Origin of the sequence: Candidatus Ancaeobacter aquaticus, from assembly GCA_030765405.1 — a bacterium.
Taxonomy (GTDB): domain Bacteria; phylum Auribacterota; class Ancaeobacteria; order Ancaeobacterales; family Ancaeobacteraceae; genus Ancaeobacter; species Ancaeobacter aquaticus.
In genome coordinates this window covers 18,733-35,086 of the sequence record JAVCCP010000028.1, presented here as the reverse complement: position 1 = coordinate 35,086, position 16,354 = coordinate 18,733, and the positions used below count along the sequence as shown (strand labels likewise).

Sequence of the window (16,354 nt, the reverse complement as noted above, 5' to 3'; positions counted from 1 at the left end):
CCATGCAGACTATTATGAACGCCACGTCTTCATTGCTGCGGTAATTTCTTCACGGTTTGTCGTAGCGGTACCCAATTTACCGACGACAATACCCGCGGCATAATTTGATATAATTGCTGATTCCCTTATAGTTGCGCCGCTTGCAAGACTTGTTGTAAGTGCCGCAATCACTGTATCACCCGCTCCGGAAACGTCAAACACTTCACGCGCTACAGTCTGTATCTTAAAAGGTTCCTTTTCTCCCTCAAATATTATCATGCCATCTTCACCGCACGTTATAAGAATATTGCCGCAATTCCACTTACGCAGGAGCTGTCTACCGACTTCATCTAAACCATTTTGCTCCGTCACATTACGGCGAATACATGAAAGCGCTTCATGATGATTTGGTGTCACTACGGTTGCCCCGCTATAATCTAAAAAATGACCATCTTTCGGATCAACAGACGTGACTTTACCGTGTTTCTTAGCCAGTAATACGATTGCATCTATGCATTCCTGAGTAATAACACCTTTGCCGTAATCTTCAATTATAATTGCATCAATTTTTTTAATGATACTTCCTACGTACTTAATAATCCTTTCCATGTACTCATTATCAAGGAATAATTTTCCATCCCTATCAACGCGTACAACCTGCTGATGTGACGCTATAATACGAGTTTTTAAAATTGTCGGCCGATCTTTATCTACAATTAAGCCATCAGTATTTACCCCTTCGGTGCGTAACCCCTCCTTAAGAGTAACTCCTGCCGCATCATTACCTATCGCACCGGCAACATATACTGATGCCCCCAAAGCCGATACATTGTTCACTACGTTTGCGGAACCACCCGGCATAAATGACTCTCGGACAACATTTACCACAGGAACAGGAGCCTCGGGAGATATCTTAGTTACCTTCCCCCATATATACTGATCAAGCATAACATCACCAACGACAAGAACCTTTACTTTTGAAAATGCATCAAATATTTTCTTCATTCGTTTGATTGGAACAGCTTTCATGTTTTTATCTCACCTTTTCACAATGTAACATTTCACTTGCTGTTTGAAGTTACAATTCGTATTTTTCAAGAAGAGCTTGGGCAAACAATGGAATCATAATCTCATGTTTTCCAATAATTGAAAACCCTTGTCCTTCTTCCCCATGAGGCCTCTTTACAACGTTCTCTCTGCTTCGATAAGGAAGCGACATATCAAAATTTGCAGTTACAAAATTCTTTACCGGATATCCAAGATTTCTCGCAATTGAAAGTGCTTTCAAAAACACTTCCGGCATAATCACCGCTGAACCAATATTAATATAGACACCCCCACCACCGAGCTCGCTTACAGCAGAGGTAAACATCTGAAAGTCTTTATACGTCGCCTCTCCAGTAACCGCACCATCCGCAGATGGATGCTGATGAATAATATCTGTCCCAATTGCAATATGAACCGTCGAGGAAATGCCCATTTCAATAGCTTTTGACAGTACACTCAAATCATTATATTGAAAATCACCTTTTATTATTCTTTCACCAAATGATTGCCCGGCACCCAATCCTTGTTTGACCCCTTGGCGCAATGATTCATTCATTAACTTACCAGTTTCCTCCGCCATACCAAAGGTCCCGTCTTGAATGCTTACCGATACATCTTCTGATGTTTGTCCGATCATCGCAATTTCAAAATCATGGATAGCTGCAGAACCATTCATTGCAAGGTGCGTAATAATGCCACGGGACATAAGATTTATTAATATCGGATTCAAACCGCACTTAATCACGTGCCCGCCAAGCGCAACAATAACCGGCTTATTGTATTTTCGCGCATTTAAAACCGCAGTTACAACTGACCTTAAGTTATTTGCGTCAAGAACGTTAGGTAAGGAATCAAAAAAATCAATAAAACTGCATCCTTTATCGAGAGGGGTGGCAAAATCTTCTTTGCGCACCTTGTTTTCTCTCTCACGAATAGGATATGTCCTAATCTTGCTAAAATCTAATTTCTTTTTGTCCATAATAGCATCCACCCCCAAAGGCTATAACTGTATCAAAACAGGGCACTTTTGTCAAATACGTTGATTAGCGCATAGCGGGTGGCGTTTAGCGTTTAGATTTTGCTTTTTATACGCTATACGCTAAATGCTAAACGCTAGATAAGTTATTAGAATTTAGGATTTCAAGTTCTTATAGCATATAACTTATAGCTTACAGCCGTGCGTATTAGTATGCATTTTTCCGCGCAAATATGGTGAAAAATAAGATTTTTATATCAAAAAATAATGACCAATTTTCAATATAAAATAGATCGTATTTGATTCGTTCTTCAATAGAGGTATCCCCACGAAACCCATTGACTTGCGCCCATCCGGTAATCCCTGATTTTATAAGATGTCGAGACATATAGCGGGGAACATTTTCTTTAAACTGATTTACAAAATGAGGTCTTTCAGGGCGAGGACCAACAAGACTCATGTCACCTCTTACCACATTAATTAACTGAGGAAGCTCATCCATATTCGTTTCACGCAACACACGCCCGAGGCGTGTTCTCCTTTGATCATCCTTTTTTGCCCATACAGGACCCGTCTCGTTTTCGGCATTAACAATCATTGTTCTAAATTTTAATATATTGAACAACCTTCCATCTTCACCGCAGCGTTCTTGCTTATACAGTACCGGCCCTTTTGAATCAATCTTGAGCACACATGCTACAAGGAACATAATCGGTGAAAAAATAATAAGAAATAGTAATGAAATTACAAAATCAAAAGAACGTTTAACGCATCGCGACCATAAACTCTGCAACGGAAAGCGATGTATATTGAGAAGTGATACCCCGTCAACATGAGTAATATCAACATTACTTGTCATCATTTCTAAAATATCGGGAACTAATTTACACGTTACAAGATTCTTTTCACAGGTAATGATAGCTGAAATAATTCTATCGTGCGTAAAACCTTTCTCCGCTAATATCGCTTCATCTATATCCCCATCTTTAAAAACACTATCTAAAGAATCAAAGCTTCCTAAAACGGGATATTGTATACCATCAAAAACAATATTATTCTTTTCATCAGATATAAAACCTTTTATATTGTACCCCAATGTTCTTCTTTTCGTAAAGGCCCTTACCAGTTTAGCGGCATCTTCACCACTCCCAATAATGAGCACTTTGGTATATATCCCCTTCGATAACCTTACGCCATGTTCAATCCAATCGACTATCATCCTTTCAATAAATATTCCGCTTACAAGAAGCGGTAATGCTACTAAAGCCATTCCCCGTGAATACGAGAACTCACGGTACAGAAAACTAAACGCCATCATGATAAATATACCTAAGAGAACACTTTTTATAATTTTAAAAAAATCTTCAGCAATGGTTCCTCTCCAAAAACCTTTATACAACCCTTGATTTCTGAAAAGAACTACTATAAGAACCGTACCAAAAAGAAATACCGGTTGGTAATAGGAAATCAGAGGAACTCCTAAATCAACTAAAAACAAACCGAGGTGAAATCGTACATAATAAGAAATATTAAATACCACGTACAGCATGGTAATATCACACAACAGTCTGAGAGCAACAAAACCAAATATAAACCGGTCTTTTCTAGACATAGATTACCTTTTGTAACAGAGAGAATTTATTTTTCATACACTAATAATTCCATCTTATAAGCATATGGTTTTCTTTTCAACAACAACTTCTTCACTTTTTTATAGAAGTCATCTATCTTCACATAAGCTTTGGTCCTTTTTAATACATATTCACGAGCTATCCAGTCTCTAAATTGTAAAGACAAGCCTGATGGCTGTTGATCTCTACCGGTTTTTATATAGTACAATCGCGCTTCCGGATGCAATAACAGATACTCTGTTATTTCTTTTTCATCAACAAGGAAATGAAACGGATAATCACGCGCAGCATAATAATAATTCAGCTCTCGCGTTTCTTCTCCAACAACTAAATCATATTCTCTGGCATCGCTAGCAGCATCATGCAACACCTCTTTCCATGGAGCAAGATATGTGGGCATTATAAACTCACGATACGTGTAATAATTTACCAGCGAAACAGTCCATATACTGAGAAGAAAAAGAATAATGAATATTTTAAGTCGCTTGTCGCGTATATATTCAATACCAACTGCGAGGGCAAGACAAAAATAAGGGATAACAAACAGCGTTCTTGACGGGGCATACACAAAAGATGATAATTTCTTTACCGTACTCAAAAGAATAACGGTAAAAACAAGAGGTATGGCCAGTTGAAGCAATAAGAAGAAATAATGTTTATTATGCATAGCTAAGCTTTTTCTTATCCCATACATAAATATACAAAATATAACAATGCATCCCGGAACAACAAGAGCTACATGCCATGGGTACAGTGTTTCTCCAAAACAAAATGCATATATAGAATACATAAACTTTACAGCTACACCAGAGGCTCCGGCACTCAAATCTGATAGCGGATTATTCTCACTCGACATACGCGAAATCATCATAAAAAAAAGAATGGTACCCGGAATGTATAATAAAAAGGCAATACATTGAGCGGATATCCACTTAAAAATCGCTTGTCTTTCCTGTTTTATCCAAAAAAGCAGGATACAACCGTGAGCAATAATAAGTGATACCGTCGTATAGGTTGTATAGAGGAGCAAAGTGACGCTACAGGCATAAAGAAAAACATATTTCCACTGTGCTTTTTTGAGCAATTTAAAAAAGAAATAGGTAGCCATAAGTCCAAAGAGAAGCGCTAATGTATAATAACGCACCATTCTGCCAAAAAGCACTATCTCGGGAGACATAACAAACATCAACGCGCTTAAAAGACCAACTTTTTCGCTGAAAAAATCTTTTCCAATACGGTAAACAAACACGATACTTATAATGACAGGAATAACTGAAAGAAAACGAAGCGCAAATTCACTTTCACCCCACAAATCAATCCACCAATGAAGAATCATGTAGTAGAGTGGCGGATGGACATCTTCAGCAATTAACATATCTATCATTTGAAAAAAACCACACCGCGAATACATGATGCTTCCAACTTCATCACCCCAATAACTCAGTGCATCGAGCCGAAAAGTAAGCAGTATTGCGCTCACAACGATGAGAACAAACACAACAGTATACGAAAATATTTTTTTATGCGTCATACATACCACACATTTTATTTATTTTTAGATCTCATAAAGCCTTTAATGAGAGCAAACTCTTCGTGAGTAAGCAGCTTCATGAAGAATGCTATCACAAAAAATACCAAGACAGAAAGACTGCATTTAACGAGAATATTACACGGCACGAAAATAACTGCAAGCATACCTAAAAAGGCACATCCTGCTTTAAAAAACACGGCAAGAGAAAACTCCTTCACATACCTTTTAACACATATAAGCGCCAATATAAATCCGATTATCTCGGTCAAAAGCAGTGTAATAGAGGCCCCCACATAACTCCATTTTTGTATCAAAATAATATTGAGAATAACATTCATTGTGAGCATTACTCCTGATATAAAAAGTGCGAGAACTTGTTTATTCATTGAGATCAATGTGTAGAAAAACACTATCGTTATAAACAAAAAAACAACTGCCCAGATCATATAGACAAGTGACGTTGCAGACTCTATAAAGGATTTACCCGAAACAAGCACAACAATCTGTTCGGAAAAAAGTGTAACGATAACACCCATTGGCAATGCTATTAGGAGAATATATTTTACTGCCGCATTAAAATATTTAAGAAACTTACCTCTATCATGCGCATAGTATTCGCTTAAAAGCGGAAACAATGAAATCATAAGTGCAAAAGGAATAATCTTAAGAGACACACTCACTCGATACGCAACAGAATAATACCCCACCGCTTCACTTCCCTTAAACACCTGCAATAACACGCCGCCAATTTTGTCATATACACTTGTCAACGCAACTGCCATGCCGAGAGGAAAGCACAATTTGATTATTTCTTTCATAACAGTTTTATTAAGGGAAAAAACAGGTCTCATGCATTTATTAGCATAGACAATAATACAGATAAAACCGGGCACATACCCTAACACATATACGCATATCAGTGTACCGAGGCTTCCCTTAAGCATAATGACAGCCAGACAAGAAAAAACCACAAGGATTTCATTGAGGGCATTAATGATTGTCGGATATTCCATTTTAAGATTTACTTGAAACACAGACTCATATATCTGTCTAAATGTTAGATCTCTAAATGAAAAAACCAGACTGAGCGATGCAAGCGCTATAAGTGCTTTAACATTTGATGTATACCCTGCAACAAATGAAATCGCAATCGACAGGCAAAGAGCGGCAACCGTTCCCGTAATGGCCAGAATGATTGAATTTCCCAGATACAGTTCTTTGCGCTGGCGTGGACGAGCTAACTCCCTCACAAGCGTTGTTTTAACGCCTAAATCAGTAAGACTTCCAAATAAACCGACATAAAAGAAGATAAATGAGTATAGCCCAAAACCTGTCGCACCAAGATATCGGGAGAAAAAGAAAAGAAGTATTATGCTGCTTATCTTGTTTACAACATTTCCCAGCAGTATACATGTAGTGTTTTTTACAATTTTTTTCAGCACCGTATATCCCTTATAATATCAAAACGATTAGTCCTTTAACCTATATACATCAGTATCGGGAAACCTTTTTTCCAGCACCAACTCATTATCAGAAGTCGGATCAGGGATCTTTCCCGACATATACCCGATCGGAAATATTTTATCTTCAGGCACCTTCGTTATCCAGTCAAGCGCTACATATTTGTTTCCCGTAGAATATTTATTGCGGTGAATAATAACGTATTTTACCCCTGACATCTTAAGTATCTTTTTTGCTTTATCAGTAGTTATATCCCTGACATCACTTTTAAACTTCTCTCTTCCTCGTGCCGAGGCCGTACCATTTACAAGTTTCTTTCCGTGATAGCGTCCATAAAAAACATACTCTTGTGTAGTGTATGAATCACTGTCATCTCCAAATGGATATTCAACAACAACTGCTTCATCTTCTTGATTCTTAAGCCATATATATTCCGGAGGAATATTCTCTGTATCAATATACATAACAGGCGGAATACTACTAAACTCTATGACGACAACAAGAAGACACCCTATTAACAGCACTACCTTACGTTTTACCGATTTAATTTTGTTATTTATATGAGCATACCCTATACCTGCGGCAATTGTCACTCCTAACATAACAAGCAAACCAAATCGCGCATAGCACCTGAAAAAAGGAATGATCTTATTTAAGTAATATGAAGGAAGGTATACTGTATGCGCTGCAATAATTTCTTTTTTCAACGGATCAAACGAAAATTCTCCGAGAGGAAGTATTGGCGGCAACGACAAGAGCCCAGCTACAACACAAAGAATCATAGAAAACCACAGCATTGATTTTTGTAATGGGGATAACGTGCATGTGCGTCTCAAAGCGCACCATACGCTGAAAAAGAATAACAACAGAGGCATAACACCCAAATAAAGTGTATGTTCAGTCAATCGATGTCCTTTAAATGGAGATAAGCCAAAATCGGGCAGATATGATCCAATAAACGGATTGTGATACGGGGGAAGTAGATAATCAAAAGGTTTTGCTGAAAATGTTAATAGCTCTATTATACTGCGGTTATACTGTGGCGCAACGATGCTTGGCCCTTTCACGCTAAAGACCCCTTTCATTTCTGCAAAAAGAAATGGAATAACAATAATTGCCGAAATAACGCATACCCCGAACAGCACACCAAACATGTGAGACAGGCTATAGCGCGTATTGCGAGCTACACTTTTTATCACTATAAAAATAGCGGTAATAAATATAGTAAAATAGACATAATAATAGTCAGTAAAAACAATAATAGAAAGAGTCGCTGCGGCAAACAATATGTTTCTCGCATTAGTATTTTCGTAGAGATGTATCAACGCAAATATATAAAGAGGAAACCATTGAATCTGCGACAAACTAAGATGCTGCAAAGAATGCGCTGTATGATAAGGACAAAACGCGTAGATCGCAGCGCATAAAATCGCTGCATACGTATCAACAGTAATCTTTTTAACCAGTAGATACATCGTACAAAATGACAACGGAAAAGAAAGCAATACAAGTATATTATGAGCGGCTATTTCATTAAGCCACCGTGCGCATGTTCGTGAAAGAAAATCAAAAACCGGATACTGGGGCGAAGCGGTAAAATCAAGCCCAAAAGGAAATGACACATATGCTGAATGTGTCCAATCCAGTGCGTTCACGTCTGCATAATTAATCCACCATATATACCACGAGACCCAACATGGATCCCCGCCAAACCCATATAGATATCGTTTTAAGATAGGAATGAAAAAATAGAACAAACTGGCAAAACATACTACGAAAACTATTCCAAATAAATATTTTGTTCTTAAACTATTTTTGAGCAAACGAACCCTCCCGTTTTCTCTCAATGGCTATTATTATGACACTTATTGCAAAAAAGACATATGCTATGTTAGCGCAAAATCGCGCCCAACTTACCATATCAGTGAGCATGAACAAGACAAAAGTAACGAAAAGCCCTATAAAAACGGTAAAAAATCGCATACCCCAGGATCCCTTAAAATACATGAATGATATAAAAACAAATTTTAGTGATTGCATGCATACATACACTGAAAAATATTTATATAATGGAACTAAAATAACCGTATACGGAGAAATATGGATTGATAGCAACAGCGCAATAGTTATAAGAATAAAAATACTGTTGATCACTATATCAAGTTTTTGAAGAACCGTACTCGATACATATGTTACCCTTAAAAGTGTATGATCAACTATCCCAGCTGATAAAAGGACCAAAAGGGCAAAATACAGAATGAGCATCATACCATTTTTTACTGTACATCCTTTACGCAACAATTTGCCGTATGACAGCACAGAACTATAAACAATATACATATCTAGATCGAATATATTCTTCTTAAAATTTCGTAACGTAAATTTATTTACATATCCATCAGGTTCAAACATTTTTTTTCTAAATTCTATTTGATTCTTACCAGAGATAAAATACTTTCCGTGAATATCGCTTTTAAATGTCTTATGTTCTCCTCTTACAATAGTTTTTATATTAGGGATTGTTTTGCTATTCACATAAAAGGCTATCGCAGTGTCATCCATAGTAGGATGTGTAACATATTTCATTGTATACACCCATTCACCAGGCAATACATACATTACATTTTCTTCTGATGAAGGAATCGTAATATATTTATTAAATGCTCTGAAATCCAGTGCCTTAAGAGGAAAATATACCATTGAAAAAAACACAAAACATATAAGCAGTACAATACTGTTTGATATACATAACTTTTTCATTATAACATCCTTGTATAAGTAACATTATGATACCAAAAATCACTCCTAATACATACTTAAAACATTACGTTTCCAATGTGACAGCACTTCCATGCAAATGTATTCTTTTCAGCTTTAATATAAACCGATTAAATGCTATCCTTATATAGTAAGTGATGTCAAATTAGGCAGATATAAATACATCACATAAAAGATCGGTGTTTTGCTCATTTGGTAGAAACTAAATTGAAATGGTGAAGAAGCGCCTCGATTTATCGGAGGAGGGCTTGTCCGCCATTTGGGGATGTAGAAAATGGCATTTAGGTTGGAACAAGTACAAAAACAGGTACAAAAACTGATTTTATCTCCTCAGATGAAACAGGCCATCCACCTTTTACAGGTTCCCCTATTTGAACTTCAGACACTTGCACAGGAAGAGCTCACTAAAAATCCTTTACTTGAAGAAGATATTGATGATCCGCAGGACCGTGAGGATTATTTAAAAACTGATGAAGAAATAGATGATGATCTTGGATTCAAAAAAGAATTTGATAAACTTGCGGAGCTTGATGACGAATGGAAAGAATACTACAAGCAAACCCTCACCGTAAAAAAACATTCTGATGAAGATGAAGAAAAGAGAAGATATCTTGAAAGTTCTATTACAAAAGAAGAGACGTTACCTGATCATCTCGAAAGCCAATTGTTGCTTTTAGACTTATCTGATGACGAAAAACACTTGGGTAATGTGCTTATTGGAAACATTGATGAAAACGGCTATTTACAAGAGACTGTTGAAAATATTGCTTCTCAAAACAACTCATCAATAGAAACTATAGAGAGGATACTGGCACTCATACAAAGTTTTCATCCCCTGGGAGTGGGCGCTCGTGATATCCAAGAATGCCTGCTTATACAAATCAACAAATTAGGGACTTCAACACCGTTACTGCAAGAGATAATCTCTTTCCACCTTGACGCAATAAGCAAAAAACACTATCAACAGATTGCAAAAGAACTTGATGTGTCCGTTGAGGAAGTGCAGAACATTGCATCAATCATTTCGTTTTTAGAACCTAAACCAGGCAGAATGTTCAGCGAAGAACGGACAGAATATGTAATACCTGATGTCATTGTGAAGGAATTTGAAGGTAAATATATTATTCTTTTAAACGATGACAGAATCCCCCATTTAAGAATAAGCAAATTATACCGTAATCTTATGCAGAAAGATGAAGGTAATACCCAGACAAAGGAATATGTAAAAGAAAAAGTAAAAGCTGGAATGTGGTTCATTAAAAACATCCAACAAAGACAACAAACCATTTACAACATTGCGACTGAAATTGTAAATACACAGCTTGAGTTCATTACTAACGGCATTAATCACCTGAAGCCTCTCACAATGAAGGATGTTGCGAAAAAACTCGGAATACACGAGTCCACAGTCTCGAGAGCTATCTCAAGCAAATATATTGAGACACCTCAAGGTGTTTTTCAAATTAAGTTTTTCTTTTCAAGAGGCATTGAAATGGATACTGGCGAAAATATATCATCAACAAATGTCAAAAACCGGATCGAAGAACTCATAAAAAGTGAAGATCCCGCACATCCCCTGAGCGACCAGAAAATCATAGAGATTTTAACCAACGACGGTATTCCCATTGCACGAAGAACGATCGCAAAATATCGCGCTGAATTAAAGATCCAACCCTCTAACCTCAGAAAACGTTAATTCGTGAATATTTACTAGCGTAGATCGCATAGCGTTTAAAACTTAAACACTAAACGCTATACGCTAAGCGCTAATAACAGCTGGTGATCGGAATCGAACCGATGACCTGCGGTTTACGAAACCGCTGCTCTACCAACTGAGCTACACCAGCTTAAGAATAAGCAATGTGACCCGGATCTCGCATCGAATATTGTAGCGAAGTCCAGATTAGGAAAATGTCCGACTTAAATGGATCTTCTTTTTAAGCCGGACATAAAAGTTACGTTATACAGGATTTATTTTATCGCATCTTTCATTATGTGAAAGATATCAGTAGTAGTTTTAATTCCTTTAACACGTTGTGAACCAGGTCCCATGCCAAAAATAGGTGTCATAAGCGCAGTATTATATTGGCTGACCCATACAATACCGGTTTTCTTCCCAAGAATTTTCCCAAGTGCTCCATAAGGATACCCCATATATTTAGGGAAAAATTCATCTGCGGGAAACACTCTGACCCACATTGCTTCTTCACCTGATAAATCATATGCAGTTGACTCAGAAATAACTTTCTTTATCTTTGCACTTGAAGGTTCTTTTCCCATATCCTTAAATAATGCATTGGATGATTTCTTCTGCAGCTCCAACTTTGCAAAATCATTAGGGATCCCAAAATCATTCTCTATAAGCAAACTTTTGTCTTCGTGCGCAGAAAATGCGACACCACCCACGTCACGTGGTGACGCAACAAGTATGAGTGTATCAGGATTAGTGCGCGCAAAATCAACCGCTTCTTTAACCGCATTATCCACCTCAACAAGTTGTGCTAATGTTCCCGCGGGATCATTTTCATGGAGAAGCTGTGAAAGCAGTCCGTCAGAAACAATGAGTAAGAATCCCGCATCATCTTGTTTCAATACTTCTATCGCTTTTTTTGTCATCTGACTCAAACTGGGACTAGATAGACCCTCTTGTGAACGCCCATCAATAGAAAAAGGAAGTGCACTTGCAGAAAAAAGCCCTATGAGTTTATCCCCTCGGGCACTGGCCATATCTTCTGCAGTAAACACAACTTCGTAACCCTTTTCTTTCACTTGATCTATCAAATTTTTATCATCTTCTCGTTTTGACAGAGTGTCCGCTCCAAGTTTTTTTGATATAGTAGCAATATCACTTACTTTTTTACCCTGCGGAATCCAATGCCTTAGGCCGCCGCCAAGAAGCACATCTACACCTGAAAGTGTTTCCTGTTCGGCAATCTCATTTTCTACTTTTCTATTTTTAGCATGGGCAAGAAATGCGCTGCTTGCATAATGTGACACACGGCCCGTTGTAACTACACCGGTTTTCATTCCTCTTTCCTTTGCATACTCTACTATTGTCTGAAGCCTTTCTCCGTTTGGACTGACTGATAATCTTACCGGTGTTGTTTTTTCTCCTGTGGCAACACCAGTTACACCCGCGCAACCTTCAGGAACCACATACTTCAATAAACTGGTAACGCAATACCCTGTGTTACCCTTTTCCATAACAGTATTAATTGACAGCGGCTTTTTCTTATACAGATATGAATAATCAATAAGTAACGAGAGAGAACCAAATCCCATACCATCAGGCATAACAAGAATTATGTTCTTTGCTTTTGTTGTTTCTTCCGCACATGCCTTCTGGTGAGAGGGAGCAGCAACTATAGCCAAACACAGACTAATAAAAACACCAACTACCATTATTCTCTTCATTTTAGCCTCCATATAACTCTTAATTTATTGTTTTATATCAATCCATGGGAATAACTTCATCACTACCAGTAATACTTCCCAGTGTCTCCTCTAAATAGCTCTCATCAAGAAACGCATCTCTCTTTTTAGCAAGATGATGTTTTTTTCTTGAGCCTCTTTTCTTAGCCTGCCTATGTCCTGAATCTTTCTTTCTCTTTGCCTGTGCCTCTTTTATTCTCAAAAGCGCACGTTTTTTTGCAAATTCTTTTGCTTCCAGCTCTTTACGTTTTCTATTATCCTGAGCTATTTTTAGTTCTTTTGCTTCAAATATTTTCTTTTTTGCAATCTGGTTTACCGGATCTATCTCAAGTATCCCGGTCCATATATCTATTGCAGCTCTGAACTCTCCTCTGTTAAATTTAACCTCTCCTTCAGTTAATAGTCCAGCTACCTTCTTCTCTATATTCTGTTTCTGTGCGGCTTTCTCCTCTTCGAAACGTCTCATTTCGTCCTGTTTTTCTTTCTTCTCACGAGCAAGCCCGCCACCACTTTGAGCATCTGCAATTTTCTTTAAAGCTATTTCATTAGCAGGCTCGATCTCTAAAACTTTATTATATAACTTAACTGCTTCATCAAAATCGCCTACCTGCACAAAAACATCACCGGTTGAAAGATAATCTTTTATCCGCTGTTTGTTTAACTTAGCTCTGAGAGGAGAAATAACAGCAACAGATTCTTCTTCCTTGGGAGCTTTTTCTTCCTCAAGAGAGGGTCGTGTCTCGTCTTTAGCCGTTTTCGCGGATGCCATTTTTGCACGTGCTTCCTCAATGCCGCTTTTTGCCTCAGCATTTTCAGGATCAGCCTGAAGCACTTGTTCCCACGTTTGAATTGCCTCATCAAAGTATCCTTCTTCTAAATATATACGGGCAGTAGATAGGTAATTATCAACCTCTTGCCCTTTTAATGCACTTTGTCGCTCATCTTCCTGACGGCGCTCATCTTCAAGCTGTGCTTCTTCGGATACTCGCGCTTTTTCCTCTACCACTACAACTTCTTTTGCGTTTTGTATCGAATTTAGAGCAATTTCATTCGCAGGGTCTATAGCAAGCGCTTTTTCCCACTCACTAATAGCGCCTTCAAAGTCACCGCTACCACTTTTTGCTTGTCCTGATTCTAGATACGACGCTATTTGTTGCTTTTGTTCAGCTTCTTTGAGCGCTTGCTCCTCAGCCATCATACGCGCTTGCTTTTCCTCTTGGACCTTTTCCTCGTCTCTCCTCTTCAACTGGTCGACCATAGCAATCTTATCTTTTACCACCTGATTGTCAGGTTCAAGGGCTAATGCTTTATTCCACTCATAGAGTGCGCTGTCCAACTCACCTTTATCGAAATATATCTCACCTAATACAACATGTTCCTTTGCACGTGAGACAGATTCATCCTCAACCTCTTTCTCCTCTTCAGGTGTAGTTTTAGCTACAGGTATTTTTTCTTCTTCAACAAGTGTGGGAGCTGCTTTAGCAATTTGGACCTCCGCAGGCTTCCCCATCTTCTTTCTCACCGACTCTAAGTTCGTTACCGCCTCAGTAAAATCGGGCTTAGACTCAATTGCTTTCTGCAGAGCTTCTTCAGCTTTGGCCATGTCACCATTTTTAAAATATAACATGCCCATACTATTGTAGATCACTTCCGGGGATGCCAGGTTTGGCACAGCGAGAATTGCATCATATTGAGCAATCGCATCGTCGATCATACCCTTACCCTCAAATAGCACGGCAAGATTATCGCGGGCATCAATGTTTTGGGAATCTATTTCTAAAACCTTTTTAAATGTATCGATCGCATTATCAGCATTGTTTGCTTTCGCGTATAGAATACCGAGATTATAGAGAGTAGGAACATCATTTGGGCGCAATTTTAATAGTTTCTCAAATCCTTTTACCGCCTTATCTGATTTGCCGCTCTTTGCATACAAAAGGGCCAAATTGTATAAAGCATCAATAAGTTGAGGATCAATCTCAAGTGCTTTTTTATATTCTTTTTCTGCCGCATCTGTGTCTCCTAACTGCGCATACGCCAAACCTAAATTAAGATGACTCAAAGAATGACCAGGGTTTGACTCTAACTCCAGCTTAAATTCTTCTACAGCAACATCACCAAACCCACCATTCAAAAAACCTAACCCAACATAATAATGGAGAAGTTTTTCCTGAGGACTTATTTCTAACGCTTTTTGTAATTCCTGTATCCCTTCATAAAACATCCCCGCACTTAAATATGCTTTTCCCCATTCAACATATATCTTACTATCTTTAGGTTTCATAGTCGCGGCACTTTTGAACTCATTAATAGCACCCTCAACATTACCCTGCTTAAAATATGTTTTACCTCTTCCGATATATCCTTCTATACTATCCTTGTTTATTTCACTCACTTTTGTAAAACGTGCTAAGGCATTATCATAATCCCCTTTTGCAAGGTATACATCACCTAACGCTAATAAGAGAGAAACATTATCCGGATGTGCATCTAATGTTTTCTGTAGTTTTTCAATAGGTTCCTCGTAGTTTTTCTGATCACTTTGTATTGAAGCTATCTTTATTATCAATGGCACATCATTCGGATTTTCCTTTGCTCTATCTTGAAATATTGTTAGCGCCCGATCAGTATCTCCCAGCTTATAAAGAACGTTCCCTAACCCCATTAACGCTAATGATGATTGGGGTTCTATGGTTAATGCTTTTTCAAATACTTCTTTGGCCTCAGATAATTTTCCTGTTCTCTCAAGCAATTCGCCGTACCCCATAAGCAATCCACTATCATCTGGCTTAGCCTCAATTGAAATCTTAAATAGTTCTTGTGCTTCAGCGATTTTACCTGTTTTCGATAGCGCTTCGGCTTTACCGGTCATTGCGGTAATATTTGTATCATCTACTGACAGCGCTTCATTAAACTTCTCAAGGGCTTTTTCTGTATCACCTTGCGACAGATAGACGCTTCCAACCCCACTCATTGCTTCAACATTTTGGGGGTTCTTCTCAAGCACCTTTTGGTAAGAAGCTATCGCGTCATCGAATTTATTCTGCATCATTGACAAAGTGCCGATTCTCACTTGTGCCTGTTCATTTTCAGGGTCAAGTTCAATTATCTTGTTGTACTGAACAAGAGCATTTTCCCCATCACCCTTTTTATCTAGTATAAGTGCATACGCACTAAGATAATCAATATCCCGGGAATTTTTTTCAACGAGAGGAGAAATAAGGGTGTGCGCTTTCTCATACTGCCCTGATTGAATCAGGCTTTGGCATTCTTCCAATGAACCTTGAGAGGCAACGCTCATTAAATATTTTGATATAAAAATCGAACAAACAAAAACACCTAAAGATACAAAGAAGATCTTCTTATACATGTGTAACCTCTTGTCTTAAAGGTTAGGATAGAATCTTTATGTTTATTTACAAAATAAAAATACGTATACGTAACAACTTTTTCGTATTGATTGTCGCTCTAAAATAGGACATTTGTAAAGGGTTATTTCTCAGTTTTTCAACGAAAAAA

10 protein-coding genes and 1 tRNA gene are annotated in these 16,354 nt (G+C 37.9%); 1 reads left to right on the top strand and 10 read right to left on the bottom strand.

Annotated features, from left to right (window positions below):
- Nucleotides 1–12 precede the first annotated feature (12 nt).
- The 7 genes from rfaE1 to P9M13_03040 form a co-directional block, all read right to left on the bottom strand.
- Complete coding sequence (gene rfaE1, locus P9M13_03070; protein ID MDP8262267.1) at nucleotides 13–1,008, bottom strand: D-glycero-beta-D-manno-heptose-7-phosphate kinase; 996 nt, start codon at nucleotides 1,006–1,008, stop codon at nucleotides 13–15.
- A gap of 49 nt (nucleotides 1,009–1,057) precedes the next feature.
- On the bottom strand, nucleotides 1,058–2,005 hold the full coding sequence (locus P9M13_03065) for a hypothetical protein (protein MDP8262266.1): 948 nt from the start codon (nucleotides 2,003–2,005) through the stop codon (nucleotides 1,058–1,060).
- Nucleotides 2,006–2,210: 205 nt separating this feature from the next.
- On the bottom strand, nucleotides 2,211–3,614 hold the full coding sequence (locus tag P9M13_03060; protein MDP8262265.1) for an undecaprenyl-phosphate glucose phosphotransferase: 1,404 nt from the start codon (nucleotides 3,612–3,614) through the stop codon (nucleotides 2,211–2,213).
- 26 nt (nucleotides 3,615–3,640) lie between these two features.
- Nucleotides 3,641–5,164, bottom strand: coding sequence for a glycosyltransferase family 39 protein (locus P9M13_03055; protein ID MDP8262264.1), 1,524 nt, complete (start codon nucleotides 5,162–5,164; stop codon nucleotides 3,641–3,643).
- Between the two features lie 14 nt (nucleotides 5,165–5,178).
- Nucleotides 5,179–6,606 carry a flippase gene (locus P9M13_03050; protein ID MDP8262263.1) on the bottom strand — a complete coding sequence of 476 codons (1,428 nt, stop codon included), beginning with the start codon at nucleotides 6,604–6,606 and terminating at the stop codon, nucleotides 5,179–5,181.
- Nucleotides 6,607–6,633: 27 nt separating this feature from the next.
- Nucleotides 6,634–8,448 carry a hypothetical protein gene (locus tag P9M13_03045; protein MDP8262262.1) on the bottom strand — a complete coding sequence of 605 codons (1,815 nt, stop codon included), beginning with the start codon at nucleotides 8,446–8,448 and terminating at the stop codon, nucleotides 6,634–6,636.
- A complete protein-coding gene (locus P9M13_03040; protein ID MDP8262261.1) occupies nucleotides 8,435–9,385 on the bottom strand; it encodes a hypothetical protein in 951 nt (316 codons plus the stop codon). The genes P9M13_03045 and P9M13_03040 overlap by 14 nt, the downstream gene beginning before the upstream one ends.
- A gap of 292 nt (nucleotides 9,386–9,677) precedes the next feature.
- On the opposite strand from P9M13_03040, the gene rpoN reads away from it, so the two are divergent.
- The gene (gene rpoN / locus P9M13_03035; protein MDP8262260.1) at nucleotides 9,678–11,099 is read left to right on the top strand and encodes an RNA polymerase factor sigma-54; all 1,422 of its coding nucleotides are present in this window, start codon (nucleotides 9,678–9,680) and stop codon (nucleotides 11,097–11,099) included.
- Between the two features lie 78 nt (nucleotides 11,100–11,177).
- Here rpoN and P9M13_03030 read toward each other — a convergent pair.
- The 3 genes from P9M13_03030 to P9M13_03020 form a co-directional block, all read right to left on the bottom strand.
- Nucleotides 11,178–11,250 (bottom strand) — tRNA-Thr (locus P9M13_03030).
- Between the two features lie 124 nt (nucleotides 11,251–11,374).
- On the bottom strand, nucleotides 11,375–12,817 hold the full coding sequence (locus P9M13_03025) for an alkaline phosphatase (protein MDP8262259.1): 1,443 nt from the start codon (nucleotides 12,815–12,817) through the stop codon (nucleotides 11,375–11,377).
- A gap of 37 nt (nucleotides 12,818–12,854) precedes the next feature.
- Nucleotides 12,855–16,205 (bottom strand): tetratricopeptide repeat protein, encoded by a 3,351-nt coding sequence (locus P9M13_03020; GenBank protein MDP8262258.1) that lies wholly within the window; start codon nucleotides 16,203–16,205, stop codon nucleotides 12,855–12,857.
- Between the last annotated feature and the right edge of the window lie 149 nt (nucleotides 16,206–16,354).